This is a genomic window from Enterococcus sp. LJL120 (assembly GCF_054871765.1).
In genome coordinates this window covers 165,360-190,790 of sequence record NZ_JBTXLV010000004.1, presented here as the reverse complement: position 1 = coordinate 190,790, position 25,431 = coordinate 165,360, and the positions used below count along the sequence as shown (strand labels likewise).

Annotated in this window: 26 protein-coding genes; 24 read left to right on the top strand and 2 right to left on the bottom strand. The window is 40.7% G+C overall.

Annotation, left to right across the window (positions count from 1 at the left end; translation table 11 throughout):
- Position 1: 1 nt before the first annotated feature.
- The 8 genes from ACYSNU_RS08395 to ACYSNU_RS08360 all read left to right on the top strand — a co-directional run bounded on the left by ACYSNU_RS08395 (position 2) and on the right by ACYSNU_RS08360 (position 8,822).
- Positions 2-1,042 (top strand): diacylglycerol kinase, encoded by a 1,041-nt coding sequence (locus tag ACYSNU_RS08395; RefSeq protein ID WP_461736726.1) that lies wholly within the window; start codon positions 2-4, stop codon positions 1,040-1,042.
- 353 nt (positions 1,043-1,395) lie between these two features.
- Positions 1,396-2,766, top strand: coding sequence for a 23S rRNA (uracil(1939)-C(5))-methyltransferase RlmD (rlmD, locus tag ACYSNU_RS08390; RefSeq protein ID WP_461736725.1), 1,371 nt, complete (start codon positions 1,396-1,398; stop codon positions 2,764-2,766).
- Positions 2,767-2,768: 2 nt separating this feature from the next.
- Positions 2,769-2,906 (top strand): hypothetical protein, encoded by a 138-nt coding sequence (locus ACYSNU_RS08385; RefSeq protein WP_265457734.1) that lies wholly within the window; start codon positions 2,769-2,771, stop codon positions 2,904-2,906.
- A gap of 367 nt (positions 2,907-3,273) precedes the next feature.
- Positions 3,274-4,674, top strand: a complete 1,401-nt coding sequence (locus ACYSNU_RS08380) for an aminopeptidase P family N-terminal domain-containing protein (RefSeq protein ID WP_461736723.1) — start codon at positions 3,274-3,276, stop codon at positions 4,672-4,674.
- Positions 4,675-4,697: 23 nt separating this feature from the next.
- Positions 4,698-5,177 carry a hypothetical protein gene (locus tag ACYSNU_RS08375; protein WP_461736721.1) on the top strand — a complete coding sequence of 160 codons (480 nt, stop codon included), beginning with the start codon at positions 4,698-4,700 and terminating at the stop codon, positions 5,175-5,177.
- Between the two features lie 329 nt (positions 5,178-5,506).
- Complete coding sequence (locus ACYSNU_RS08370; RefSeq protein WP_265457729.1) at positions 5,507-6,142, top strand: helix-turn-helix transcriptional regulator; 636 nt, start codon at positions 5,507-5,509, stop codon at positions 6,140-6,142.
- 27 nt (positions 6,143-6,169) lie between these two features.
- A complete protein-coding gene (locus tag ACYSNU_RS08365) occupies positions 6,170-6,985 on the top strand; it encodes a pyruvate, water dikinase regulatory protein (protein ID WP_461736720.1) in 816 nt (271 codons plus the stop codon).
- The gene (locus tag ACYSNU_RS08360) at positions 6,978-8,822 is read left to right on the top strand and encodes a fructose-1,6-bisphosphatase (protein ID WP_461736719.1); all 1,845 of its coding nucleotides are present in this window, start codon (positions 6,978-6,980) and stop codon (positions 8,820-8,822) included. Before ACYSNU_RS08365 ends, ACYSNU_RS08360 begins: the two co-directional genes overlap by 8 nt.
- An 80-nt stretch (positions 8,823-8,902) precedes the next feature.
- Here ACYSNU_RS08360 and ACYSNU_RS08355 read toward each other — a convergent pair whose 3' ends face one another.
- Both ACYSNU_RS08355 and ACYSNU_RS08350 read right to left on the bottom strand, forming a co-directional pair.
- Positions 8,903-9,538 carry a hypothetical protein gene (locus tag ACYSNU_RS08355; RefSeq protein WP_461736718.1) on the bottom strand — a complete coding sequence of 212 codons (636 nt, stop codon included), beginning with the start codon at positions 9,536-9,538 and terminating at the stop codon, positions 8,903-8,905.
- Positions 9,529-10,413, bottom strand: coding sequence for a helix-turn-helix domain-containing protein (locus ACYSNU_RS08350; protein WP_461736717.1), 885 nt, complete (start codon positions 10,411-10,413; stop codon positions 9,529-9,531). Before ACYSNU_RS08350 ends, ACYSNU_RS08355 begins: the two co-directional genes overlap by 10 nt.
- Before the next feature lie 197 nt (positions 10,414-10,610).
- On the opposite strand from ACYSNU_RS08350, the gene ACYSNU_RS08345 reads away from it, so the two are divergent.
- The 16 genes from ACYSNU_RS08345 (at position 10,611) to ACYSNU_RS08270 (ending at position 25,378) form a co-directional block, all read left to right on the top strand.
- Complete coding sequence (locus tag ACYSNU_RS08345; RefSeq protein ID WP_461736716.1) at positions 10,611-11,288, top strand: hypothetical protein; 678 nt, start codon at positions 10,611-10,613, stop codon at positions 11,286-11,288.
- 1 nt (position 11,289) lies between these two features.
- Entirely contained in the window at positions 11,290-11,796 is a 507-nt protein-coding gene (locus ACYSNU_RS08340; RefSeq protein WP_461736715.1) for a zinc ribbon domain-containing protein, read from the top strand.
- A 104-nt stretch (positions 11,797-11,900) separates the two neighbouring features.
- Entirely contained in the window at positions 11,901-12,170 is a 270-nt protein-coding gene (locus ACYSNU_RS08335; RefSeq protein WP_265457718.1) for an ACT domain-containing protein, read from the top strand.
- Between the two features lie 15 nt (positions 12,171-12,185).
- Positions 12,186-13,529 carry a PFL family protein gene (locus tag ACYSNU_RS08330; protein WP_265457716.1) on the top strand — a complete coding sequence of 448 codons (1,344 nt, stop codon included), beginning with the start codon at positions 12,186-12,188 and terminating at the stop codon, positions 13,527-13,529.
- 19 nt (positions 13,530-13,548) lie between these two features.
- Complete coding sequence (locus ACYSNU_RS08325) at positions 13,549-14,160, top strand: HAD-IA family hydrolase (protein ID WP_461736714.1); 612 nt, start codon at positions 13,549-13,551, stop codon at positions 14,158-14,160.
- 36 nt (positions 14,161-14,196) lie between these two features.
- Positions 14,197-14,637: a DUF1149 family protein gene (locus tag ACYSNU_RS08320; protein WP_461736713.1), complete on the top strand. Its 441-nt coding sequence runs from the start codon at positions 14,197-14,199 to the stop codon at positions 14,635-14,637.
- A gap of 202 nt (positions 14,638-14,839) precedes the next feature.
- Positions 14,840-16,231: an L-cystine transporter gene (locus ACYSNU_RS08315; RefSeq protein ID WP_461736712.1), complete on the top strand. Its 1,392-nt coding sequence runs from the start codon at positions 14,840-14,842 to the stop codon at positions 16,229-16,231.
- Positions 16,232-16,379: 148 nt separating this feature from the next.
- Positions 16,380-16,751, top strand: a complete 372-nt coding sequence (locus tag ACYSNU_RS08310) for a VOC family protein (RefSeq protein ID WP_461736711.1) — start codon at positions 16,380-16,382, stop codon at positions 16,749-16,751.
- Between the two features lie 107 nt (positions 16,752-16,858).
- A complete protein-coding gene (gene trhO, locus ACYSNU_RS08305) occupies positions 16,859-17,764 on the top strand; it encodes an oxygen-dependent tRNA uridine(34) hydroxylase TrhO (protein ID WP_461736710.1) in 906 nt (301 codons plus the stop codon).
- 176 nt (positions 17,765-17,940) lie between these two features.
- Complete coding sequence (locus ACYSNU_RS08300) at positions 17,941-18,675, top strand: metallophosphoesterase (RefSeq protein ID WP_461736709.1); 735 nt, start codon at positions 17,941-17,943, stop codon at positions 18,673-18,675.
- A 94-nt stretch (positions 18,676-18,769) separates the two neighbouring features.
- Entirely contained in the window at positions 18,770-20,947 is a 2,178-nt protein-coding gene (locus ACYSNU_RS08295) for a Tex family protein (RefSeq protein ID WP_461736708.1), read from the top strand.
- 20 nt (positions 20,948-20,967) lie between these two features.
- Positions 20,968-21,444 (top strand): SprT family protein, encoded by a 477-nt coding sequence (locus ACYSNU_RS08290; protein ID WP_461736707.1) that lies wholly within the window; start codon positions 20,968-20,970, stop codon positions 21,442-21,444.
- Complete coding sequence (locus tag ACYSNU_RS08285; protein WP_461736706.1) at positions 21,416-22,183, top strand: YdcF family protein; 768 nt, start codon at positions 21,416-21,418, stop codon at positions 22,181-22,183. The genes ACYSNU_RS08290 and ACYSNU_RS08285 overlap by 29 nt, the downstream gene beginning before the upstream one ends.
- Positions 22,184-22,547: 364 nt before the next feature.
- Positions 22,548-23,882: a UDP-N-acetylmuramate--L-alanine ligase gene (gene murC / locus ACYSNU_RS08280; protein WP_461736705.1), complete on the top strand. Its 1,335-nt coding sequence runs from the start codon at positions 22,548-22,550 to the stop codon at positions 23,880-23,882.
- 226 nt (positions 23,883-24,108) lie between these two features.
- Entirely contained in the window at positions 24,109-24,597 is a 489-nt protein-coding gene (locus ACYSNU_RS08275; RefSeq protein ID WP_461736704.1) for a MaoC/PaaZ C-terminal domain-containing protein, read from the top strand.
- A gap of 91 nt (positions 24,598-24,688) precedes the next feature.
- The gene (locus tag ACYSNU_RS08270; RefSeq protein ID WP_461736919.1) at positions 24,689-25,378 is read left to right on the top strand and encodes a Bax inhibitor-1/YccA family protein; all 690 of its coding nucleotides are present in this window, start codon (positions 24,689-24,691) and stop codon (positions 25,376-25,378) included.
- Positions 25,379-25,431 lie beyond the last annotated feature (53 nt).

Below are 25,431 nucleotides of genomic sequence, written 5' to 3'. Positions count from 1 at the left end.
TATGAGAAAAGCACGCGTCATTTATAATCCTACTTCTGGTAAAGAAGTCTTAAAAAGAAATTTAGCAGATATTCTTCAAAGCTTAGAAGAGGCCGGTTATGAAGCCAGTGCTTATGCCACAACACCAGAGCCGAATTCTGCTAAAAACGAAGCCCGGCGAGCTGGCGAGTTAGGTTTTGAAGTCGTGGTGGCAGCCGGTGGTGACGGTACGATTAACGAAGTAGTCAACGGCTTAGCACCTTTAGCAACACGCCCTAAAATTTTGGTGATTCCAGCGGGGACTACTAATGATTATGCGCGGGCGTTGCGCATTCCGAGAGGCGACATTAAAGGGGCTGCTGAGATAATTAAACGCAATCAAACGGTCAAGATGGATATCGGAAAGGCAGCTGAAACTTATTTTATTAACATTGCAGCGGGCGGTTATCTGACAGAACTAACCTATGAAGTTCCTTCGGAGTTGAAAAGTATTTTTGGATACTTAGCGTATTTAGTCAAAGGAGCAGAAATGCTGCCGCGGGTAAAACCAGTCCAAATGCATATCGAATACGATGATGGTGTTTATGATGGCCAAGCGTCGATGTTTTTTATCGGCTTAACCAATTCGGTTGGCGGCTTTGAACAAATTGTACCGGATGCTAAATTGGACGACGGTAAGTTTTCTTTAATCATCGTCAAAACGGCGAATATTTTTGAAATTGTTCATCTGATTGCTTTGATGATGAACGGCGGCAAGCACGTCAATGACCCACGGATTATTTATCAAAAGACGAACACTCTTTATGTGGAAACCGAAGAGCTGGATAAACCTTTGATGATTAACTTGGACGGGGAATACGGCGGTGATGCGCCGATGCGTTTTGAAAATCTGCATCAGCATCTAGAATTTTTTGCCAATACTGATGCGATCCCTGATGAGGCCATCACTGGGGTTGATCCAGAAGAAGCCGAATATGAAGAAGTCGGCAAAGAATTTGTCCGGGAAGTTGAAAAATTAACCGATGAAGACCTCGACGGCGATGGTCAGATTGAAGATAAATAATAGTCATGATGAGTGGCTGTGACACAAGTTACGACAGAAATATTTTTTCGAAATATATTCAGTAAAAGTTGCTAATGGAGCTATTAGTTAGAAGTTTTAACTAAGTTTTTTAACTAGATCTTTTAAAGAAAGTTTTGGTTAGAGCTTTTAAGATAACTTGCTGAGTATTGAGATAGTGTTGCTTTGCTTTTGAGGAACAACTGGGCTTCAGAAGCAAAGTCTCTATTCTTCGGGATATTCTGTAAGAAAAACTTGTGTCACGGGCACTCTCTTTTAAGCTTGCAAGGAATTGATTGCTTTTTAGCGGGGAATTCTTTATGATGTAGCGAGAAGAAAATTTTAAGGAGCACACAATGAAAGAGTACCCTGTAGAAAAAAATCAGCAAATAATTGTTGAAATCACGGATTTGACCCATGAAGGATTGGGGGTTGCCAAGATTGATGGTTATCCCATCTTTATCGAGAACGCCTTGATTGGCGAAGAAGTCAAAGCGTTAGTTGTTAAAGTCGGTAACAAGTTCGGCTATGGAAAGGTCTTAGAATTATTAACAGAAAGCCCCGACCGTCAGCCTTTGGATAATTTAGATTTACTAAGAACCGGTATTGCCCCTTTAGGCCATTTGAAATACGAAAAGCAGTTGTTGTTTAAACAACAGCAAATCGAAAAAGACTTAACCCGCATTGCTAAATTGCCAGAGGTGCCTGTTTTGCCGACCATCGGTATGGCCAATCCAGTTGGCTATCGCAATAAAGCTCAAGTGCCGGTAAGAAAGATTGATGGCCAGTTGGAAATCGGTTTTTATCGGAAAAATTCCCACGATGTTGTGCCGATTGAAGATTTTGTTATTCAAGATCCAAAAATTGATGAAGCTTTGCAAACGATCAAAGCAATTTTACGCCGCTTCAATGTAAAACCCTATAATGAGACTGATAATAGTGGCTTTTTACGCAATATTATTATTCGTCGGGGCCATTATAGTCATGAAATGATGGTGACCTTAGTAACCAGACTTGAAAAATTCTTTAAGGGCAAAGAATTGGCGGAACAAATTGCCAAAGAACTTCCTGAAGTGGTATCGGTCATTCAAAATGTCAACGAAAAAGTGACCAATGTCATCTTAGGTGATAAAGAAATTTTGCTTTACGGCAAGCATTATATTGAAGACCAGCTTTTAGATAATAAATTTGCCATTTCCAGCCGTTCATTTTATCAGGTGAATACTTTGCAGACGGAATTTTTATATCAAACGGCCTTTGACTTTGCTGGTCTGACGAAAGAAGATGTTGTCGTCGATGCTTATTCAGGGATTGGCACAATCGGTCTGTCTCTGGCAAAACGAGTCGGCCATGTCTATGGTGTGGAAGTGATTGCCGAAGCGGTTGCCGATGCGAAAATGAATGCTCTGTTAAACGATATCGACAATGCCGATTATAAACTGGGTTCTGCTGAAAAAAGGATGGCCAAATGGGTTGCAGACGGAATCAAACCTTCTGTGGTTTTTGTTGACCCGCCTCGTAAAGGCTTGACCAATAGTCTGATTGACTCGATTGCCGAAAGCGATCCGAGTCGAGTGATTTATATTTCTTGTAACCCAGCTACTTTGGCACGGGACTTAAAACTTTTTGCCGACTTAGGCTATCAAGCGGAAAAAATTCAGCCGGTGGATTTATTCCCGCAAACTTATCATATAGAAAGTGTCACCTTGCTGACAAAAAGAGCATAAACATGACTGAAAAAAATACCAAAGAAAAAATGTTAGAGATTATCAAAAAGAAACAAGGGGGCGGCAAGTCAGCCAACACCAATACTCCCCGCAACGACCGCAAAAATATGCGCAAAGGACCAAAAATTTATAATAAATAAGTTTTCCACTGAGCCAAGATTTCGTTAGGAAATCTTGGTTTTTTTTTGTCTTTTTTTAAAGTATACAAGCACAGCAAGAAGAAACAAGATTTTTTGACAAAAGCGGTTGTGAGAAGCAGAACATTTTATTAGTCATAAAGTATTTGGCTAACACTAATCTAAGAAGTTCAATAGCGAAAATATTTTCTGTCGACTGACAAGCATGAAAGCTAGCTAGATGATTTACTGCCAAATTCAGAAGCATTTACAGAGGTCAAGCTTATTTTCCAAGAATAAAAATGTTATAATAATAGGAATCTAAGATTCATTATTAAAATTGCTTCCGACAAAAATAATCACGAAAATTTAAAATAGAAATGAGCGACTTATGAAAATTACATCCGCAAAGCAAATTAATTTAACGAAAATCCAATTACCGGAATTAACAGAGTTAAAACGAGTGGCTCTAACTGACGAAACGCTGGTCGATCGAAAAGAAAAAGTCCTAAACCTAATGAAAAAAAAGCAGCTGGATAGTTTAGTAATCTATGCGGACTTGGAGCATGGCGGTAATTTTGAATATTTGACTGGCTTTGTCCCGCGTTTTGAAGAGGCGCTGCTGGTTTTACATCAAGATGGTCGAGGGTTTTTATTATTAGGAAATGAAAACTTAAATAAAGCCGATAAAGCTCGTCTTTCAGCTAAAGCGATTCATGTGCCTTATTTTTCTTTGCCAAATCAGCCGATGACAGACGATCAGCCGCTTACGGAGTATCTTGTTGAGGCTGACTTAAAGGAAAATACTCAAGTGGGTTTAGTCGGTTGGAAACTATTTACTAGTAATCATGCAGACAACCAAAGTTTGTTTGAAGTGCCCTATTATTTAGTAGCGGCTTTAAAAAATGTCATCGGAGAAGATAATTTAAGTAACGAAACAGGCTTGTTCATTGATAGCAGTCAAGCCGGTGCTAGAACGCAAAATAATGCGAACGAAATTGCCCACTATGCCTTTGGTGCACAATTAGCCGGGCAGGGGATTTTTGCTGCTGTGAAGAAGCTGCAGCTAGGAGTCAGTGAATTTGAAATTGGCGGACAGCTAAATCAATTGGGTCAGCCAAATAGTGTGGTCACGATAGCCGCTTTTGGGGAGCGTTTTAAAAAGGCCAATCTATATCCAACAGAAAAAAAATTGACGCTTGGTGAGACGATTTCTTTAACTGTCGGGTATAAAGGCGGCTTGTCTTCTCGAGCAGGTTATGGAGTCCATGAGGCGAGTGAATTACCTGAAGGGCAACAGGATTATTTGGAGACACTAGCGAAGCCGTATTTTGCAACGGTGGTTACCTGGTTAGAGAATTTGCAGGTCGGCCAAACCGGTGCTGAGGTATATCAATTAATTGAGGAAGCTCTGCCAAAAGCCACTTATCATTGGCATTTGAATCCAGGACATTTAGCTGCCGATGAAGAATGGTTGTCCTCACCAATCTATCCTAATTCAACAGAAGTTCTAACTAGCGGTATGTTATTGCAGTTAGATATTATTCCTTCAATGGCGGGCTATGCCGGGGCAAGTTGTGAAAGTACCCTATGCCTTGCCGATGAAAAACTGCAAAATGAATTAAAAGCCAGCTATCCAATGCTGTGGCAGGCGATTCAAACACGGCGAGCCTTTTTAAAAGCTGTTTTAGGTATTCAATTAAGCCCGCAACTTTTACCGCTCTCTGACACAGTGGCTTTATACAGCCCGTTTATGTTGCAGGCCAACCAAGTGTTAACCAAAAAAATGTGATCGCAATCAAGGGGTGAACAGCGATGCCAGTTGAAGTTTCACAAACATTACAAGAACAGCTCCAAACTGATTTTACGAAAGGCTATCGGCAATTTATTCAAAACTCGCCAGTAGCAGAAGGGCTGGCGGAAACTATCGGCAGTCAATTAGGTATTTTTTATTTGCTGGGGGAGGCCTCGTCTTTAGATAAGACTCGCGTGCTGTCGTTTGAGGTTGACGGTCAGCGTCATGCAACTTATTTTCACTGGTCTAAGGATTTGGCGATTCAAGGGGCACAGAACAGCCGCTTTTTTCTCCTGCTGACGGAATTTGGCTTACTATCGGGTATAGAAATTCATCATAGTGAGGGAGTGGAGGAAAAAATCTGGCAGGATTTTCTGGGAGAAAAAAGTGTCACAGAGATTAGTGCCAGCTTAAGCAACCTCCAAGAAAAAGGTCATTTTTCCAAAGACCTGCCTCTTATCACTAAATATGCAGAAATTTTAGAAAGTCTTGCTGATTAAATGACGGGAAAATAATCACAGAGACTCAGATTTTAATTAAACCAAAATCAAATTTTGCGAAACGAGCTGGCAACTTCTGTCAGCTCGTTTTTATTTTCGAGGCTGTCTATTAGATTTCAGCGGTAAAGCTACTTTTTATTTTGTAAATCACTTGGTTTATGAAAGCAAAAAATTAGGAAGTTAATCTGCTGCTAAGACTACTATCATAGTCTCTTTTTAGTATGTCTTAAATACAAATAAAAGAAATATATATTTTATAGAAAACGTTATTGAAAATATATAGTGTAACATATATAATTGATTATGATCTTGTTGGAGGAGGTGTCTTAGTGGAATTAAGCAAACGTCAATTGAAAATTATCGATATCGTGAAAAGCAACCAACCCATCAGTGGTGAAAGCATCGCCAGTCAATTAGGCTTGAGTCGCGCAACTCTGCGCAATGATTTATCAATCCTGACGATGACTGGACTTTTAGATGCTCGCCCGAAGGTTGGTTATTTTTATACTGGTCAAATGGTAGAGCCGCTGATTTATGACCAACTATTTACGATTAAGATACAAGATATCATGGTCAAGCCCTTGTTAATCTCTCAAGAAATGTCAGTGTACGATGCCATTACAAGTTTATTTATGTATGATGTCGGCTCTTTGTATGTCAAAAATGCTGATGAGGAATTAATCGGAGTGGTCTCGAGGAAGGATTTGCTGCGCTCGGCCGTCAGTAATTCAAATCTTGAGCGCACACCTGTAGCGATGATTATGACAAGAATGCCCAACATTGTCACCGTTACCCCGGAGGAAACGATTATGCAGGCGGGGAATCTGCTGTTGCAGCATCAAGTTGACTCGCTGCCGGTGGTATCGTCAGAGAATCCTAAAAAAGTTGTCGGGAAAATTACTAAAACCAAATTGATGACTTATTTTGTTGAGTCAGGCAATGCCTTCAAAAATGAAACATATTAATTTAAAAACTTATTAGAGGTGGAGAAAATGAAAGCTGCAAAAATTTACTTGGTATCTGATTCGGTCGGGGAAACAGCACAAAAAATTGTCACGGCGGTTAGCGCCCAGTTTCCTAGTGTAGATTTAAGTGATGTCACGTTGTATCCTTTTACAACAGATGAGGAAAATCTGATTGATATTTTACGGGACGCTTTAAAGGAAAAAGCGATTGTCGTGACGACTTTGGTAGAAAAAAACTTGGTCAATGCCGTCAAAGATTTTGCCAGCCGAACTGGTTTACAAGCGGTAGATTTAATGTCACCCCTTTCGACAATTATTGAATCATCCTTTGGCGTGCCACCATTGGAAGAGCCTGGTGCGATTCATCGGTTAAATCAAGAATATTTTAATCGAGTAGCGGCGATTGAATTTGCCGTTAAATACGATGACGGTAAAGATGCTAAAGGCTTCTTAGAAGCGGACTTAGTAATCTTGGGTGTTTCACGGACGTCTAAAACACCTCTCAGTTTGTATCTAGCAAATCGGGGGATTAAAGTTGCCAACCTACCTTTGATTCCTGAAGTAGAGATGCCAAAGGAAATTTTTGAAATTCCCCATGAAAAAATTGTCGGCTTGACCACTAATACAGATCGCTTAACCAATATTCGCAGATCAAGAATGGCTTCTTTAGGCTTAAAGGGCGAATCAAAATATACCAATCCAGAGAGAATCACCGAAGAATTGGCTTATGCAGAAGAAATTTTTGCCAAGCTTGGGGTGGAAGTCATCAATGTCAGCGAACGCTCAATTGAAGAAAGTGCGGTCATCATCGAAGATTCTTTGAAAGCGACCGCAAATGGATAAAACAAAAGCACTAGAAGATTTAGTAGAAGTCATCAATCTTGATGCCATCCAGCATTTACCGAAGCCAACCGAGCATTTTATCAGCGATCTTCACGGCGAATACGATGCCTTTGAGCATATTTTGCGAAATGGTTCCGGCAGAATTCGAGAAAAGGTTGACTATTTATTTAAGCGCCAGCTGCGGTATGAAGAAATTTCTGAATTGTGCTTTATTATTTATTATCCCGAGGAAGTCTTAACAGAAGTCGATTATGACGAGCAGCAGTGGTTTGTTTTGATGGAGCGTTTGGTTAAAGTGGCGCGTTTTAGTGCTGGCAAGTATACCCGTTCAAAAGTTCGCAAGGCCTTGCCGAAGGATTTTGCCTATATCATTGAAGAACTTTTGTATCAATACGACCAAGAGTATGAAAAAGAATGGTATTACGGTTCGATATTTAATAAAATTATTGAACTAGACTTGGCTCAAAAATTCTGTGAAATTTTGGGTCATCTCATTCAGCGGCTAGTCGTGGACCATCTGCACGTGCTGGGGGATATTTATGATCGGGGACCCGCTCCGGATAAAATTATGGACAGCTTGATGACACTGCCTTCTTTAGATATTCAACTGGGCAATCACGATATTTTATGGATAGGAGCTTTTTGCGGATCTTTAGGTTGTTTGACTAATTTACTGCGAATTTCCGCCCGCTATGGAAATTTAGAGTTGCTGGAGCAATACGGGATTGATTTAGCGCCGTTAAAAAAGTTTGCTGAAAAAAATTATCAGGAAAATGCGGCTTTTGCTCCAAAGATTGAACCGGGAGAAATGTCGGCAACAGATTGCAAAGATGCCATGCGGTTGCAGCAGGCCCTAGCCATTATGCAATTTAAGGTTGAAGGCACCATTATTAAGCGACGTCCAGAATTTCAGCTGGAAGAGCGTCTGTTGTTGGATAAATTAACAAGTGACCAGACAGAACTAAACTATCAGGGGACAAAAATTCCACTGGTTAACGGTTGCTTTCAATTAGTCGGTCAAGATGCCTATCAGCTTACCGATGAAGAAGAAATAGTCTTGACAGGCCTGCTGCAGGATTTTCAAAATTCTGAGCGACTGCAAAAGCACATTGCCTTTTTAGTGGAAAAAGGTACATTGTATTTGCGCTATAATGGCAATTTGCTTTTTCACGGTTGCCTGCCCTGTGACCAGCAGGGGGAGCTTCTCAGCTATCAGTTTGGCGGTCAAATGTATCAAGGGGTCGAGTTATTGGATTTTTATTTGGAATCCATCCGAACTAGTTTTAAAAATCCTCAGGAGCATGAGGATTTAGCTACAGATATGATTTGGTATTTGTGGTGCGGCGCTGGTTCGACTTTATTTGGTAAAAAGGCGATGAAAACCTTTGAACGCTATTTTATCGCGGATAAAAAGCTGCACACAGAAGAAAAAAATGCTTATTATCAGCTGCGGGAAACAGCCGCTTTTTGCGAAAATATTTTACGGGCCTTTGATTTATCAGAAAATGGCCATATTATCAATGGCCATACGCCAGTAAAAGTTGTGAAAGGCGATATTCCCATCAAAGCGGACGGGCGCTTGTTGGTAATTGATGGGGGCTTATCCAAGCCCTATCAAAAGGTCACCGGAATTGCCGGCTATACTTTGGTGGCGAATTCTTTCGGGATGACACTGGTGGCCCATCAACCCTTCACGAATCGGCAAGAGGCCCTCAAAAATCGGCAGGATATTTTGTCTCAAAAAGAAATTGTCGTCCGCAAAAATCAACGCCTCTATGTCAAAGATACCGACATCGGCGAAGAACTAGCCCGGCAGATTGATGATTTGTTGAGATAACTGAAAATAAAAAAAGTCCTCGAAGAAATGGCAGCGGCCAAATTCTTTGAGGACTTTTTACGCTATTTTTTTAAACCAACTTAATTTGTGACGGCAGTTTTTTGGTCGATTAGCTGATTGATCTGCAGCTGCAATTCTTCAAAGCCCCGCAACGACATGTAAGGTTCAATCACGTACATCGGTTTATCGTAATAAGTGTAATGGGGGGCAAAACGCGTGCTGACGGAAGAAGTCGAAATAATTAAGTCAATCTTCTCAATCAATCGGGGTTCTTGTTCTAGCTGACTCAGGCTGTCGATAAAAAAGTATTCAATCGGCCCTTTTAATTTTTCTTTAAAGCGGCCAAGAATAAAGCTGTCTGGCAGTGAATACGCCATTGAAACAATTAAAACATTGAGTTTATCTTGCTGATTGGCTAGCTTCAATAATAAATCAGGAAAGTAGGCAATTAGTAAAAATAAATGGGTGTAATACAGGTCTTGAGGAATATCAAAGGTCAGCTTCTGATAGATACCCTTTAAGACAGCGGCAATTTTTTTTATCTGATTTGGATACATCTGGGTATGGGAAATAATAAAAATTTTCCGAAATTCCCCTAAAATCGAAATATAATCGCCGGCCACCAAAAATAAATAGTCATCCATGCATAATTTTATGCACAAGGCCTCTTTTTGAGAAATAGCAGCAGTTTCGCCGTCTGTTAAGGTTAAAGCCAATGCTTTTTCAGGGAGGCCATCATTTTATTGGTGGATAAAACCAGCTCCCATTGCATTTTGCTGCTGATTAGATAATCGCCATAATAAAGCCAGAGACATTCCCGATACATCCAGCTGTCAAACAACAAAGCAAAGTGCTTTTCAATTTCCAAAATGGCACTTTGAATCGGCGCAAAATCCGGCGTGATAACAGCGGTTGAATTGTTGCGATTTTCTGGGAAAAAATGGCCGTTACTGATGCGAATCAAGCTAACATAAAAGGAATATTCCAATTGAACTTTCGTAGCATAGCCTTCGCTAAAATAATTGCTCAGCATAAAATCTTCAATCAATAAACGAATGGCTTGACTGCCTCTGATTGAGCCGGAAAGGTTGGCGAAATCCAATTTTTTTTCGCGATAATACTCCGTAAATAGATAGCGAATAGTAGCTTCATTTCCGACTAACCGCATTGGTCGGCGGGTAATCGAAATATCTAAGCCCTTTAAGGCAGTCGCAATTTTTTTGAAAATCCTTGAGACCGTTGCCGGACTCGTGTATAAATAATTGGCTAAATCATGAATGTTCTCATGATTTTCAAAGAGCAGCTGCTCTAATAAATCAAATTCCAATGAGGATTGAAGAACTTGCGTATAGAGTAAATCAATGCCGTACTCGGAATCGTGGAGGATTGTGTAGCCCGAATGATTATGAATAATTGTGAATAACGGAAAGACTTGATTGATGGTTTTAATATCCGCATCGAGGGCTTTGATGGGAAAGCCCCAGAGTTGGTCGATTTCCTCGCGGGTTTTCTCTTGCGTCGAAATATAAAGAATTTCAATCAGGCGAATTTGTCGACGAACAGCCTTTGGCAATAAACTGCGTAAATTCATCTTCATCCCCCCTTTTTTTCTCACTTTAATTATATCATTGAAGATTAAAATTAGCGGCAGTTCTAGCTTCAGCTTTTTCTGCTAAAAAACAAAAAATGAAATTTTAAGAAAACGTCAAATATGGTAAAATCATGTGCTGATTTTCTGAGAATATGTTATTTTGATGAGGTACTATTCAAGGGAAGGATTCAACTTTTATGAATATTCTTTTAGCGGTTGAGTGCGAGGCGACAGCCTATGATTCAACTTTTACCTTTATTTCTTATCAGCAAAAGAGTTTGCTCCTACAATTTTCGCCTGATTTTCATCTCCATAGTCTGTCTTTAGGGGAGATTTTTCAGGAAAACGGGATTCAGGGGGTCAAGGATTTTTTTGAGAAAAATTTTCAGTTGGTAATTGATGGCAGCGTTGTCCTCCAGGAAAAAAATTTGTTGCAGCTTTTAAATAGCTATTTTCCTAAGGGAATCCCTGGATTGACGGCCTCACAACTGATTGCTGACCCTAAAGAGTTTAGTGATTTATTAGCGTATCAGCAAAACATGGAGGGGCCAGAATCAACTTTTGTCTATCAACAGCATTTTTTGAGAATTCTCAAAAATCAAATTATCCGTAAACGCAATCTCTTAAAGATGAATGTAATTACCCGTCAACTGGTTCAATATATGACGACTGACATCAGTCAACAGCAGCTTTTGAAATTGCTGTTGAGCTTAGTCCGCCAGTCGGCTTCACTGGAAAAATATGTGTTTCCCCTTGAGAATACCTATCGCATTTTGCCTGCTGGTCAAAAGCAGCGGCTAAAAATGGTGGATGTGGGGCAAAACGAACGCCTGCTGCGAAATTTTTTGCAGGGAGCATTATTAAAGGAGAGTTAAGATGTCCAACAACTGGCTGAGTAAAATGATGAGCAGCTATTTAAATTACCGCAAATTTATGACGGGCCGCTACGGGAGCTTTGACACGATAAATCGCGCACTTTTGGTGGTTGCCTTGATTGCGCTATTGTTTAGACGCTGGTTAAACGGTTATCTGGTTTTGGCGATAGTTGCCGCTACAATTGGCTTAATCATTTTCCGCTTTTTATCCAAGAAAATTTATGTTAGAAGCAATGAAAATCAGCGCTTAAGCCGCTTTTTTGCCGGTGCGGCTCAACGAAACAGCGAGCAAACCCATGAACGGCATCAGCGCAATGCATACAAGAAGGCCCAAAAACAGCAACAGCAAGCGACTAAAATGAAAAATCAACGACAGCAGGCGGCAAATATTCAAGCTGTCATTTTCAAATGTGACAATTGTGGTCAAAGCTTGCGGGTGCCACAGGGCAAAGGCAAAATTAAAATTACCTGTAAAAATTGCCAGCATACTTTTATCAAAGAGACTTAAATCCGAATAATCAGAAATAAAAATGCTCTTTAGTTCACAATTCGTGTACTAGAGAGTTTTTTTCTATGCTATAATGAAAAAAATTTGATACAGGAGTTGTTCACATGAAGGCAATAGTAACAGTTATTGGAAAAGATAAAGTCGGCATCGTAGCCGGTGTCAGCAGCAAGCTGGCTGCATTAGAAATCAGCATTCAAGATGTATCACAAACAATTATGGATGATTATTTCACCATGATGATGCTGGTGACTTTTGGCGTGGGCGATATTGATTTTGAAAACGTGCGTAAAGAGCTTAATCAAGTTGGCGATGCACTGGGCGTTAAGGTCAGCATTCAAAATGAAGAAATTTTTAATGCGATGCATAAATTATAACAGGAGGCGGAAACTGTGGAGACCAATCAAATCTTAGAAACGATTCGCATGATTGAAGAAGAAAATCTTGATATCCGCACCATCACGATGGGGATTTCTCTTTTGGACTGCATTGACAGTGACAGTGAGCGGGCCTGTCAAAAAATTTATGACAAAATTACCCGCTTAGCTAAAGACTTAGTAAAAGTCGGCGAAGATATTGAAACAGAATTTGGCATTCCGATTATTAATAAACGGATTTCAGTGACGCCGATTGCGATTATCGCAGCGGCAACACAGGAAACCAGCTATGTTAAATTTGCGAAAGTTTTAGATAAAGCGGCGGCAGCTGTGGGAGTTAATTTTATCGGTGGCTTTACTGCTTTAGTGGAAAAAGGCTACCAGCATGGCGATATTATTTTAATTGATTCAATTCCTGAGGCCTTAGCAGAAACAGATTTTGTCTGCTCCTCAGTCAATATCGGTTCAACAAAAGCTGGCATCAATATGGACGCTGTTGCCCACATGGGGGAAATAATTAAAGAAACGGCGGCAAAATCCGACATGGGCTGTGCCAAGTTAGTCGTCTTTGCCAATGCGGTTGAAGACAATCCTTTTATGGCAGGAGCTTTTCACGGTGTCGGTGAAGCCGATTGTGTCATTAATGTCGGCGTCAGCGGACCGGGAGTTGTTAAAAGAGCGCTAGAGAAAGTCAAAGGTCAATCCTTCGATGTTGTGGCCGAAACTGTTAAACAAACGGCCTTCAAAATTACCCGCATGGGCCAATTAGTCGGCCAAATTGCTTCACAGCGCTTAGGCGTTCAATTTGGGATTGTCGATTTATCTTTAGCACCGACACCTGCGATTGGTGACAGTGTTGCGTATGTATTAGAAGAAATGGGCTTGGAGTCTGTCGGCACCCATGGAACCACCGCAGCGCTAGCTTTATTAAATGATGCCGTTAAAAAAGGCGGCGTGATGGCGTGTAATCATGTGGGCGGTTTGTCGGGAGCTTTTATTCCCGTTTCAGAAGACGCTGGTATGATTGCCGCAGTGGAAAACGGCTCGTTAAATTTAGAAAAATTAGAAGCGATGACTGCGATTTGTTCTGTGGGCTTGGATATGATTGCGATTCCTGGAGATACGCCAGCGCAAACAATTGCTGCAATGATTGCCGATGAAGCCGCAATTGGCGTCATCAATCACAAGACCACGGCTGTTAGAATTATTCCGGCCAAAGATACTAAAGTAGGGGACATGGTGGAGTTTGGTGGTTTGCTAGGCCGTGCACCAGTTATGAAAGTCAACCCGAACTCCTCAGCTGATTTTATTGAGCGGGGCGGGCGGATTCCTGCACCAATCCATTCCTTTAAAAATTAAAGCGACGAAGGAGAAGAATTTGCTAAAACATTTTATTTGGGATTTTGACGGTACTTTATATAACTCTTATCCAGTGATTACCCAAGCAGCACTGGCCACCTTTCAGGATTTTAATCAGCCCTACACAGATCAAAATGATTTTTATCGGCAGATTAAGATTGGTTCTTTGGGAGCGTTAATTCAAAAAGCCGGCATTGATAAAGCGGCCTTCGACAAAATTTTTGTTGCCAAAGAAGGTCTGGAGCTGGCAAAAATTTTACCTTTTGCGGAGACGAAATCAACAGTGACGGCCTTAGCCAAAAGAGGCGGTCAGCAATTTATTTTAACCCATCGGCAAGTTGCTTCGACTGAAAAGTTATTGCAACGGGATGGCTTACTGGATTATTTTTCAGAAATTGTCGGCGCTGATAGTGGCTTTCCCCGGAAACCGCAACCGGATTCGCTGACGTATCTATTGAATAAATATCAGTTGAATCCCGCAGAGACACTGATGGTTGGTGATCGCCGTTTAGATGTAATCGCCGGAAAAAATGCCGGCTGTCAGACCTGTCTGTTTGACCGAGATGGTTTTTTAGGAGAAATTCCGGCGGATTATCTCGTAAAAGATTTAGCGGAAATTCTATCTTTATAGTGTTATACTAAAAAGAGAACAATAGGAGGGATAAATTTGGAACTTGTTAGATTTAAAGAGTTAGTTGAGGCCTACCATTACGATGCTCGTAATCCTAAAGGCGAATACAAAACAGAATTGAAAGTCGGTTTTTCACCACTGAAAACAGAGGATGAAAAATTTCCTAAAGAGGATACTTTAGTCGGCACTAGAATTGAATTTGTTTTACCCTTTGACCGCTATGTTATTTCTGGTCGGGTCAGCCAAGTCAATCAAGTAAAAAACCGTCAAATTGAAACGCCTAAAGATTTAAGTCAAGCTGAGGTCGATGAGTTAGCGGCACCTTTATTTGATTTAATTCAACGCTTAACCTATGAGGTAACAGAAATTGCTTTGGATGAGCCAGGTATGAAATTAAACTTCAAGGTTGATCCTAATAGCGATCCAAAACCAATGGCTGAGCCAGCTGCTGCAGCCGAAGAAAAAACTGAAGAATAAAATCAGTATTCCGTGATAGTTTGAAGCTATCACGGTCTTTTTTTATTATCAAGAATCTAAAGCAGATAAGTCCCTTCTGACAAAAGTTTGTGTTACGATGAATTTGTCACTGAGTCAACTCAGTGTGATTCTTGAAGAAGAGTCACAGGGAACCTTTACTTCCTTGATGGACTTGTCATCAAATTTATTAGGAGGAAATAAAATGACAACATTCATCACCGTTTTAGTGGTTCTGGCTTTTGTAGCAATTTTATTTGGATTTTTCCTGTTGCAAAAACGCCATACCAAGTTTTCAACCCGCGTATTCCTGGCCTTAGGCGTCGGAATAATTTTTGGCGGACTGCTGCAATTATTTTTTGGCACTGATAGTGAGATTACTACCAACGCCATGAGTTGGATTGGCATCGCCGGTTCAGGTTATGTCCGGCTATTACAAATGCTGGTTATTCCGCTAGTTTTTGTTTCAATCGTCGGCGCATTTACTAAGATGCAGGCCTCTAAAAAAATCGGTAAAATCAGTTTTACTGTCTTAGCCACTTTGCTAGGAACAACAGCAATTGCTGCCTTTATCGGCTATGGTTCAACCATTTTATTTGGTTTGAATGGCGCAACCTTTACAGAAGGTGCCGCTGAAACGGCCCGGATTGCCGAATTAACTACTCGTTCAGAAACTGTTGCTAATTTAAGTATTCCAGATCAAATCTTATCTTTTATTCCGACAAATGTCTTCGCTGACTTTGCTGGTACTAGATCAACTAGTACGATTGCTGTCGTCGTTTTCGCGGCTTTTATTGGGGTAGCTTACCTCGGTATTAAACGCAAAGCGGAAAAAGAAGCAGAATTTTTCGCAAACTTTATCGAAAGCTTATATAAAATTGTCATGCGCATTGTGACCCTTGTCCTGCGCTTAACGCCTTACGGGGTAGCAGCTTTGATGACCAATGTCTTGGCAACCAGTGATTTTGAAGCAATCGTCAATCTGGGACTCTTTGTAATCGCCTCTTATGTGGCCTTGTTTGCAGTCCTGATTGTCCACTCGTTGATTTTAGTTGGCGTGAAGGTCAACCCAATCACTTACTTCAAAAAAGCTTTCCCAGCTTTGAGCTTTGCCTTTACGTCTCGTTCAAGTGCGGGAACTTTACCGTTAAATATTGAAACGCAAACCCAAGCACTAGGTGTTGATGATGCGACTGCGAATTTTGCTGGTAGTTTTGGCTTATCGATTGGGCAAAACGGCTGTGCCGGTGTTTACCCTGCGATGTTGGCAACGATTGTTGCACCAGCGGCTGGTTTAAATATTTTCAGTTTGGAATTTGTTTTGATGTTGATTGCGATTGTCACTATCAGCTCCTTCGGGGTTGCCGGTGTCGGCGGCGGGGCAACTTTTGCTTCTCTGATTGTTCTAGGTTCAATGAACCTGCCAATCGCGATTGTCGGCTTAGTAATCTCTGTGGAACCTTTGATTGACATGGCAAGAACAGCTGTTAACGTGAGTGACAGTATGTTAGCCGGTGTTGTGACCAGTGCTCGTATTAATGAATTAGATCGAGATGTCTTAAATGATGCAGAAAAAATTATTGATGCGAACGCATAATTTATTTTAATTGAAAGCAGAGTTGTAATTGACTGTTTGCCGCGATGAATTTTAGCGCAGCGACCATAATTGCGACTCTGCTTTTTTGTAGGCGTTGGCGCAAAAATTTGCTACACTACAAAGGAATCAAAAAAGAGGAGCGTGACCTATGTTTTCAAATGAATTAAAAATTATGCTGTATGTCAATGATGTGCCCGCTAGCAGTCAGTTTTGGCAAGCTATCGGCTTTGTTGAGCGGGAACGGGCAGCCGTTGACGGGACTGTTGTTGTCGAATTGTCTCCGACAGCAGAAAGCCAAACTAGAATTGTCCTTTATGATTTAGGCTTTATTCAACAGCATTCACCAGAAGTTGCCGGTAATTCACCTTCACTGATGTTTGCTAGTGACACTATTTTTGACCTGTATAAAAAAATGCAGGCAGCTCACGTAACGCTGGGGGATTTAGTGCAATTAGGGGAAGAGTATGTCTTTAATTTTGCCGACAATGAAGGCAATTATTTTGCTGTCTCAGGGAAATAAGTTTACCGAGATTGAAGATTTGCGAAAAATAGCACAAGCAGAAACTTAGGTGATTCGCTTTTTTTTCTCTATAATTAATTTCTGAAATTATGCTTAAGGAGATTAGTATGGATTATCAAGTATTGCTTTACTATAAATATGTTAAAATCGCCAACCCGGAGGAATTTGCTAAGGAACATCTGGCTCTATGTAAAAGTTTGAATTTAAAAGGCCGCATTTTGGTGGGGGAAGAGGGCATAAACGGCACATTGTCTGGTTTAACTGCTGATACGCAGGCTTATATGGAATATATGCAAGCAGATGAGCGCTTTAAAGATATCTTCTTTAAGATTGATGAAAGTCCTGAGCACGCCTTTAAAAAAATGTTTGTTCGGCCCCGCAAAGAAATTGTCAGCTTAAATTTAGAAGACGATGTTGATCCCAATCAATTGACCGGTCAATATTTGGAGCCTAAAGAATTTAAAGCGGCATTATTAGATGAAAATACCGTGGTAATTGATGCCCGCAATGATTATGAATATGATCTAGGTCATTTCCGTGGCGCCATTCGTCCGGATATTCGCAATTTCCGAGAACTGCCCCAGTGGATTCGCGACAACAAAGAAGAGTTTATGGAAAAACACGTGGTGACTTATTGCACCGGCGGCATCCGTTGTGAAAAATTTTCCGGCTGGCTCGTCAAAGAAGGCTTTAAAGACGTTGGTCAATTACATGGGGGAATTGCCACCTATGGTAAAGACCCTGAAGTCCAGGGGGAATTATGGGACGGCCAGATGTATGTCTTTGACGAACGGATTGCTGTTGAGATTAATCATGTCGATAAAACAATTATCGGCCGGGATTGGTTTGATGGCACTCCCTGCGAGCGTTACATTAATTGTGCTAACCCTGAATGCAACCGTCGCATTTTAGCCTCTGAAGAAAATGAGCTAAAATACCAAAGCAGCTGCAGCGAGGAATGTCGAAAACACCCCCGCAACCGTTTTGTCTTAACTCATCCACAAGCAGTTTAAGTAGCGACTGCTGTATCCATTTTTAAAATGAATAGCTAAACGAGCTCTGCAAAAGCCAGCTGGTAATTTTTTAAATGAACCAGCTGACAACTTTCGCCAGAGCTCGCTTTTTTGAAAACAATTACACCTTTTGCCAAAAAAAGGTATAATTGAATGGTAGAAAAGGAGTCTTTCATATGCTGAAATTAGTTTATGCCATCAGTGACATCCACGGACAATTAGACTTGTTTGAAAAATTATTGGCGGATTTTGATCCCCAGCTGCATCATCTGGTGCTGATTGGCGATTTAAATGATCGGGGCCCGCAATCGAAGGCTTGCCTCTTAAAGGGCCAAGAATTAGTGGAGGAGTTCGGGGCAACTTATTTGCGGGGCAATCATGAAGAATATCTTTTGCAATTTCTCAATAGCCCTGAAGACTGGTTTGCCGGCTATGTGCGCAATGGTGGCGGTGAGACCATCAACAGTTTGCTGCACCCTGGGGCAACTTTAGAATATTCTCCAACAGAAATTGCCATGATGATTCGCAGTCGCTACCAAGATTTAGTTACATTTTTAATGGAGCGGCCCCTCTATTTTGAATGGGAAAAATATCTTTTCGTCCACGCCGGCGTTGATTTAACTAAAGCCGATTGGCATGATACCTCTGATCGGGATTTTTTATGGATTCGTGAACCCTTCCATCAGGGGAAAAACAAGACCGGTAAAACAATCGTCTTCGGCCACACGATTACGCCGCAACTTCATGGAGATATGGAAACAACCGATCTCTGGCAGGAGGATGACAAAATTGGCATTGATGGTGGCGCCATTTTTGGTGGCTCCGTCCACGGGGTAATTTTTGATGCAAAGGGCATTGTCCAAGATATTGAATACCAAAATATGAATGGTCCCTGGCAGCCACAGTTTTAAATCTTTAAGAGAATCTCGTTTCGACGGGATTCTCTTTTTATGTGACAAGAATTTGTGCTAAAATAAATAGCGATTGAATAGTTGGAGGATGAAGATGGATAGTTTAAATCAAACAATTTTAACCTTAGTATCACGGGAATTAAATGAGTTTAAAGGCGGGCAAATCAAAGCAGTTTTAGAATTATTAGCAGATGGCAACACCGTGCCGTTTATCGCCCGCTATCGGAAAGAAATGACCGGCAGTCTTGATGAAGTACAAATTCGTTTAATTGAAGACCGCTATACGTATTTAACCAATTTAGAAAAGCGCAAAGAAGAGGTTGTGCGCTTAATTGCTGAGCAGGAAAAATTAACGCCTGAGTTAGAACAGGAAATTTTAAAAGCTATTAAGATGCAGCAGGTTGAGGATTTATATCGGCCCTATAAGCAAAAGCGACGGACTAAAGCGACTATCGCTAAAGAAAAAGGATTGGAACCTTTTGCAACTTGGTTGATGAGCCAACCACAGGCTGGGGATGTTTTAGTTGAAGCTCAAAAATATTTAAATGATGACTTAGAAGTTTTTTCAACAGAAGAAGTTTTGGCAGGCGCTCATGAAATTTTAGCTGAACAAATTGGCGATAACGCTAAGTTTCGAACTTGGATTCGTTCCTATACCTTTAGTAAAGGCGCTTATGTGAGCCAAGTCAAGGCTGCTGAAAAAGATGAAAAAGAAGTCTATCACATGTACTATGATTTTTCAGAACCAATTCATAAAATGGTTTCCCACCGGATTTTGGCTACCAATCGTGGGGAAAATGAAGATATTTTAAAAGTCAGTTTAGTGATTGATGAAGCAAAAATTATGGAATATTTTGACAAGCAATTAATAAAAAACTCTAGTTCACCGACAGTACCACAAATTGTTGAAGCTTATAAAGACAGTTATAAACGCTTTATTGGTCCAGCGATTGAGCGGGAAATTCGCAATGAGTTAACGGAAAAAGCCGATGATCAGGCCATCGCTATCTTCGGTGAAAATTTACGAAATTTATTATTGCAGCCGCCATTAAAAGGTAAAGTTGTTTTAGGCTTTGACCCAGCTTATCGGACTGGTTGTAAATTAGCAGTCGTTGACGCAACTGGTAAAGTTTTGGCGATTGAAGTGATTTATCCCCACAAACCAGCAGGTGAGGCCAAGCGCCAAGCAGCCGGCCCAGCCTTTTTGAAACTGATGGAAACCCATCAAGTAGATGTGGTGGCCATTGGAAATGGTACAGCGAGTCGTGAGTCGGAACAATTTGTCTCCGAACAAATTAAAAAATTGCAACGGGAAGCCTTCTACGTAATTGTCAACGAAGCTGGGGCGTCTGTCTATTCAGCCAGTGACATTGCCCGTAAAGAATTTCCTGATTTGCAGGTAGAGGAAAGAAGTGCGGTCAGCATCGCCCGCCGCCTGCAAGATCCTTTAGCAGAATTAGTAAAAATTGATCCTAAAGCCGTGGGCGTAGGCCAATACCAGCATGATGTTTCGCAAAAACGTTTGGCGGAACAATTGGACATCGTTGTTGAAACAGCGGTTAACCAAGTCGGCGTTGATTTAAATACCGCCAGTCCGCAATTACTACAATATGTTTCCGGCTTAAATAAAACAACCGCTCAAAACGTGGTCAATTATCGGGAGGAAAACGGGGAATTTGCTAGTCGGCCCCAACTGAAGAAAGTGCCCCGCTTAGGACCTAAGGCATATGAACAAGCGATTGGATTTTTACGGATTCCCAACGGCAAAAATATTTTAGATAATACCGCGATTCACCCAGAATCTTATGCCGGTGCCAAAGAAATTTTGAAAATGGCAGGGATTACTGAAAAAGATTTAGGAAACGAAGCTGCGACAACGGCCTTAAAACAATTAAAACTAACCGAGGTGGCTCAAAGCTTAGCAATTGGCCATGAGACTGCCAAGGATATTCTAGCCGGCTTGATTCAGCCCGGCAGAGATATGCGGGAAGAAAGTGCTAGTCCACTATTAAGAAAAGATGTTTTGACGATGGAGGACTTAAAGCCCGGCATGGAATTGCAAGGTACCGTCCGCAATGTGATTGATTTTGGTGCCTTTGTTGATATCGGTGTGAAACAAGACGGCTTGGTGCATATTTCAAAACTCAGCAATAAATTTGTTAAACACCCAACTGATGTCGTGGCGGTCGGCGATATTGTGACAGTTTGGGTTGAACAAATTGATGTTAATAAAGGCCGCATCAGTTTGACGATGATTGCCCCGCAGGGATAAAGAAAGTAATAGGTAAGACGATGACAAATCAAGAATTAACTGAGTTGGTGGAGGAAATTTCACTGACCTATTTTAAAAAGCCTTTCCTTCATCAGGCATTTTTCAATCGGCGTTTGAAAACAACCGGTGGCCGCTATCATCTAAAAGACCATCATCTGGATTTTAATCCGTTAGTCTTTGAAAAATACGGCAAAGCTGAGTTAATCAGCGTTATTAAACATGAATTATGCCATTACCATCTGCATATCGCTGGCCGTGGCTATCAGCATAAAGACGCCGATTTTAAACGGCTTTTAAAAGCCACAGGGGGCGCCCGCTACGCTAAGCCACTAGCAGCGCCTAAAAGTCTTTTTTGCTATCAATGTGCCAGCTGTCAGACACCTTTGTATCGCCAGCGGAAAGTTGATACAAAAAAATATGTCTGCGGCCGATGTCGTGGCAAATTAATTTTTATCGGGAGAAAAACCTATGACCACTCAATCCAGCAAACTGGCTGATCTCAATCTGGTGTTAAACTATCTGGCTGACCAGCCTAGCGCAAAGCTTTTTGCCGGAAATAAAACTTATCCATTATTAATTTTAGCTGGCAACAGTCTGCCGCCTTTGACCGAGGCGGCAGGTCAACTAGTCAAAGAGGGAAAAGTTGAAAAAATTTTGTTAAGCGGTGGCATTGGTCATGCTACCCAGTTTTTGCAGAAAAATTATCAAAAAATAGGTTACAATTTTTCTAAGGAGCTGTCAGAAGCTCAGATGAATCAATTGTTTTTAATTGAAGCTTGCGGCTTAGTTGAAGAGCAATTGCTTGTAGAAAATGCCTCGACTAATTCTGGTGAGAATGCCAGCTTTTCTTTAGCTGTTTTACGAGAAATTTTTGGAACGGCTTTGCCAAAAGATATTTTGCTGACTAATGATCCGCTTTTACAAAAACGGACCAAAGCAACTTTTAAATTTAACTGGCAGGCAGAAGCGAGCCAGTTTGAAAATTTTGTGCCGATTGTTCCTCAAGTTAAAGAACTGACGGAAGAATTGCATTTCAGTGATAGCAGACTGAATCAGCTATGGCAAAAAGATTATTTCTGGAATCTGGTTTTAGGAGAATACACCCGCTTAAAAGATGATGAAAACGGCTATGGACCAAAAGGCAAAGGCTATATCGAGACCGTGGGGATGCCCGTTGAGGTTGCAGCTGCATTTGACCGGCTCTTAGAAACAGAGAAATTTAATTTGCAACGCTAAGAAAGTAAATTTTTGTTGAATACAACTTTGGTGGATAAATTTTCGTTGTATAGGTTTCCTACAAAATTTGTCGGTCAGATTAACTAACAAGTTTCTGACTTAATAAAAGCTTGATGTAAAAAGATTCAAGTCGGCAAGATTCAGTTCTTTTCCTGTAAATCTTGTCAGCTTGGATTTTTTAGTAAGGCTGGCCATTAAGAAATTTTTTGTTATGTTTTAAATTGGCATACTTCCTTATCATCAAGGATTAATAATGATTGAAATTTTTTTTTATTTGTTAGATAATGATAGGCGTGCCATAAGGTATAAGTTTGTTATTACATATAGCTGAAATAAGCTCTGAGTTAAGAGAAGAGGATAATCAATGGAAAATCAAGATTTAGTTTATCATTTTGTAGGGATTAAAGGTTCCGGTATGAGTTCGCTGGCTCTTGTGCTACACCAAAAAGGTTTAAAGGTTCAAGGCTCTGATGTAACGGAATACTTTTTTACCCAGCGGGATTTAGAAAAAGCCAATATTACGATCTTACCTTTTGCGGCTGACAATATTCATCCAGGATTAGTTGTTATCGCAGGGAATGCCTTTCCTGATAGTCATGAAGAAATTGTTCGGGCTAAGGAATTGGGCATTGAAGTGATTCGTTATCATGACTTTATCGGTCAATTTATTCGTCCCTTTACCAGTGTCGCAGTAACTGGTTCCCACGGTAAAACCAGTACGACTGGTCTTTTGTCCCATGTGTTAAGCGGAGTAGCACCGACTAGTTACCTAATCGGTGATGGCACGGGCCACGGTGAAGTGGATGCCAAGTTTTTTGCCTTTGAAGCCTGTGAATACCGCCGCCATTTTTTAGCGTACTCTCCTGACTATGTGATTATGACCAATGTTGATTTTGATCATCCAGATTATTACAAGAGTATTGATGATGTGTTCGATGCGTTTCAAACGATGGCTCATCAAGTGCAAAAAGGAATCTTTGCTTATGGTGATGACCCTTATTTAAGAAAATTGCAAGCGGAAGTGCCGATTCATTATTACGGCACCAATGACGATGATGATATTCAAGCCAAAAACATCGAACGGACAACAGAAGGTTCCGCCTTTGATGTCTATGTTAAAGATCAGCTTATCGGCCATTTTGTTTTGCCGGCTTACGGTCAGCACAACATTATGAACGCGTTAGGTGTGATTGCCATTGCTTATTTTGAAGGCTTAGATATGAACTTAATCGCGGATGAAATGAAAACTTTCCCCGGTGTTAAACGCCGCTTTAGCGAAAAGAAGGTCAATGACATGATTATTGTTGATGACTATGCGCATCATCCTTCTGAAATTGCTGCGACAATTGATGCCGCCCGCCAAAAATATCCAACGAAGGAAATCATTGCAGTTTTTCAACCGCATACCTTTACGAGAACGATTGCTTTGATGGATGATTTTGCTGAAGCTTTAGATTTAGCGGACCAAGTGTTCTTGTGTGATATTTTCGGTTCAGCCCGTGAACAAAAAGGTGATGTGAAGATTGAAGATTTAGGCGCTAAAATTGAAAAAGGCGGCCAGGTCATTCAAGAAGACAATGTTTCACCATTGTTGGATTATCACGATGCGGTGATGGTCTTTATGGGAGCCGGCGATGTTCAAAAATTTGAACGAGCTTATGAAAAACTCCTCAGCGAAACAACGAGAAACGTTCTTTAATAAATAACCATGCTGTGGTAAAAACAGCTTGCCGACAAGTTTGCCCCCTTTGCTTGATTAATTTTTAGCTTTTGCTGAAAATTTTTAATCTAAGGGCAAATTTGCGGCAGGTTGTTGATGCCGCAGTTTTTCTTTCCTCTAAAATTTAAATAAGTAAATTCAGAATGCTTGTTTTTTTAACGCAATTTGATAAACTTATACTAATGAATAATGGAGGGGTTGTACTTTGAATATAGGCAAGCCGCGAAAAATTGGCAAGACGATTGATGAAATTGAGGAAGGGGACTCGTTATCCTTAACGGAGTCAATTGAAGATAATCAGCTTTTACTTTATTTAGGATTAACGAATGATGCCAATCCTTTATATATTCAGCATGACTATGCTGCTAAAACTGAATACGAAAAACCGATTGTGCCGTCGGTGATGCTGATGGGCATCATCACCAGTGCTGTCTCCAAACATTTACCGGGACCGGGTTCCCATGTTGTTAATTTTTCCATCAATTTTATTGAACCGGTCTATCACTATGAGACGATTACTTTTTTATTGGAAGTCATCAAAGTCGATAAGATGAAAGACGTTATCACGATTTCGGTGGAAGCAGTTAACGAGCAGGAAAATCGGATTTTAGATGCGGTTGTGATGGTTCAACCACCGCAACTGGCTACTGAAGGCTTACAAGAAGACGAAGTCATTTCAAAAGCTGCGGAGTAGTAGTATTCAATTTTTAAAATATCAGTAATGCAGTCAACCGGACCTTGCGTCCGAATTAAAAGGAGGAATCTTTATGAATGAAATGCCCGAAATGAATCCTCAGCATGTCCAAAATCAGACGGCTGGGATTAATAAGTTTTACTCAAAGGTTTATGGATTTTTAGGCTTAGGTATTTTACTAAGCGGAATTGTCGCTTATCTTAGTATGCAGGTCTTTCCAGCACAGGTTGCCAGTTTTATCCAAAACTTCCCCTTAGGAATTTTAGGCATTTGGATTGTCGAAATTGGTTTGGTGATTTTATTAAGTGCCAAGGCGGAAAAAAATCCGAGCATTGCGATTGGCGGCTTTATCGGTTATTCCTTGATTAACGGAATTGTATTGGCCATCACAGTTTCTTATTATACAAATGCCAGTGTTGCTAGAGCGTTTATCACAGCGGCGGCGATGTTTATCGGCTTATCGATTTTCGGTGTGGTCACTAAAAAAGATTTATCCGGTATCGGTCGGGCAGCGTATAGTGCCTTAATCGGGATTATCATTGCGATTTTGTTAAATGCCTTTATCTTGAACAGCCAACCAGTTGATTATCTCATCAGCTTTTTGACAATCATTATCTTTTCTGGGATTACCGCCTATGATAACCAAATGATTCGGACTTTGTATGTGCAAAGTAACGGCACAGTCGGTAACGGCGTAGCAGTTTACATGGCGTTATCCCTGTACTTAGACTTTATCAACTTGTTCTTAGCTTTATTGAGAATTTTCGGCAAACAAAACTAATCTTAAAATAGTTGAAAAGCAGATTCTTCGGAGTCTGCTTTTTTGTTTGCTTT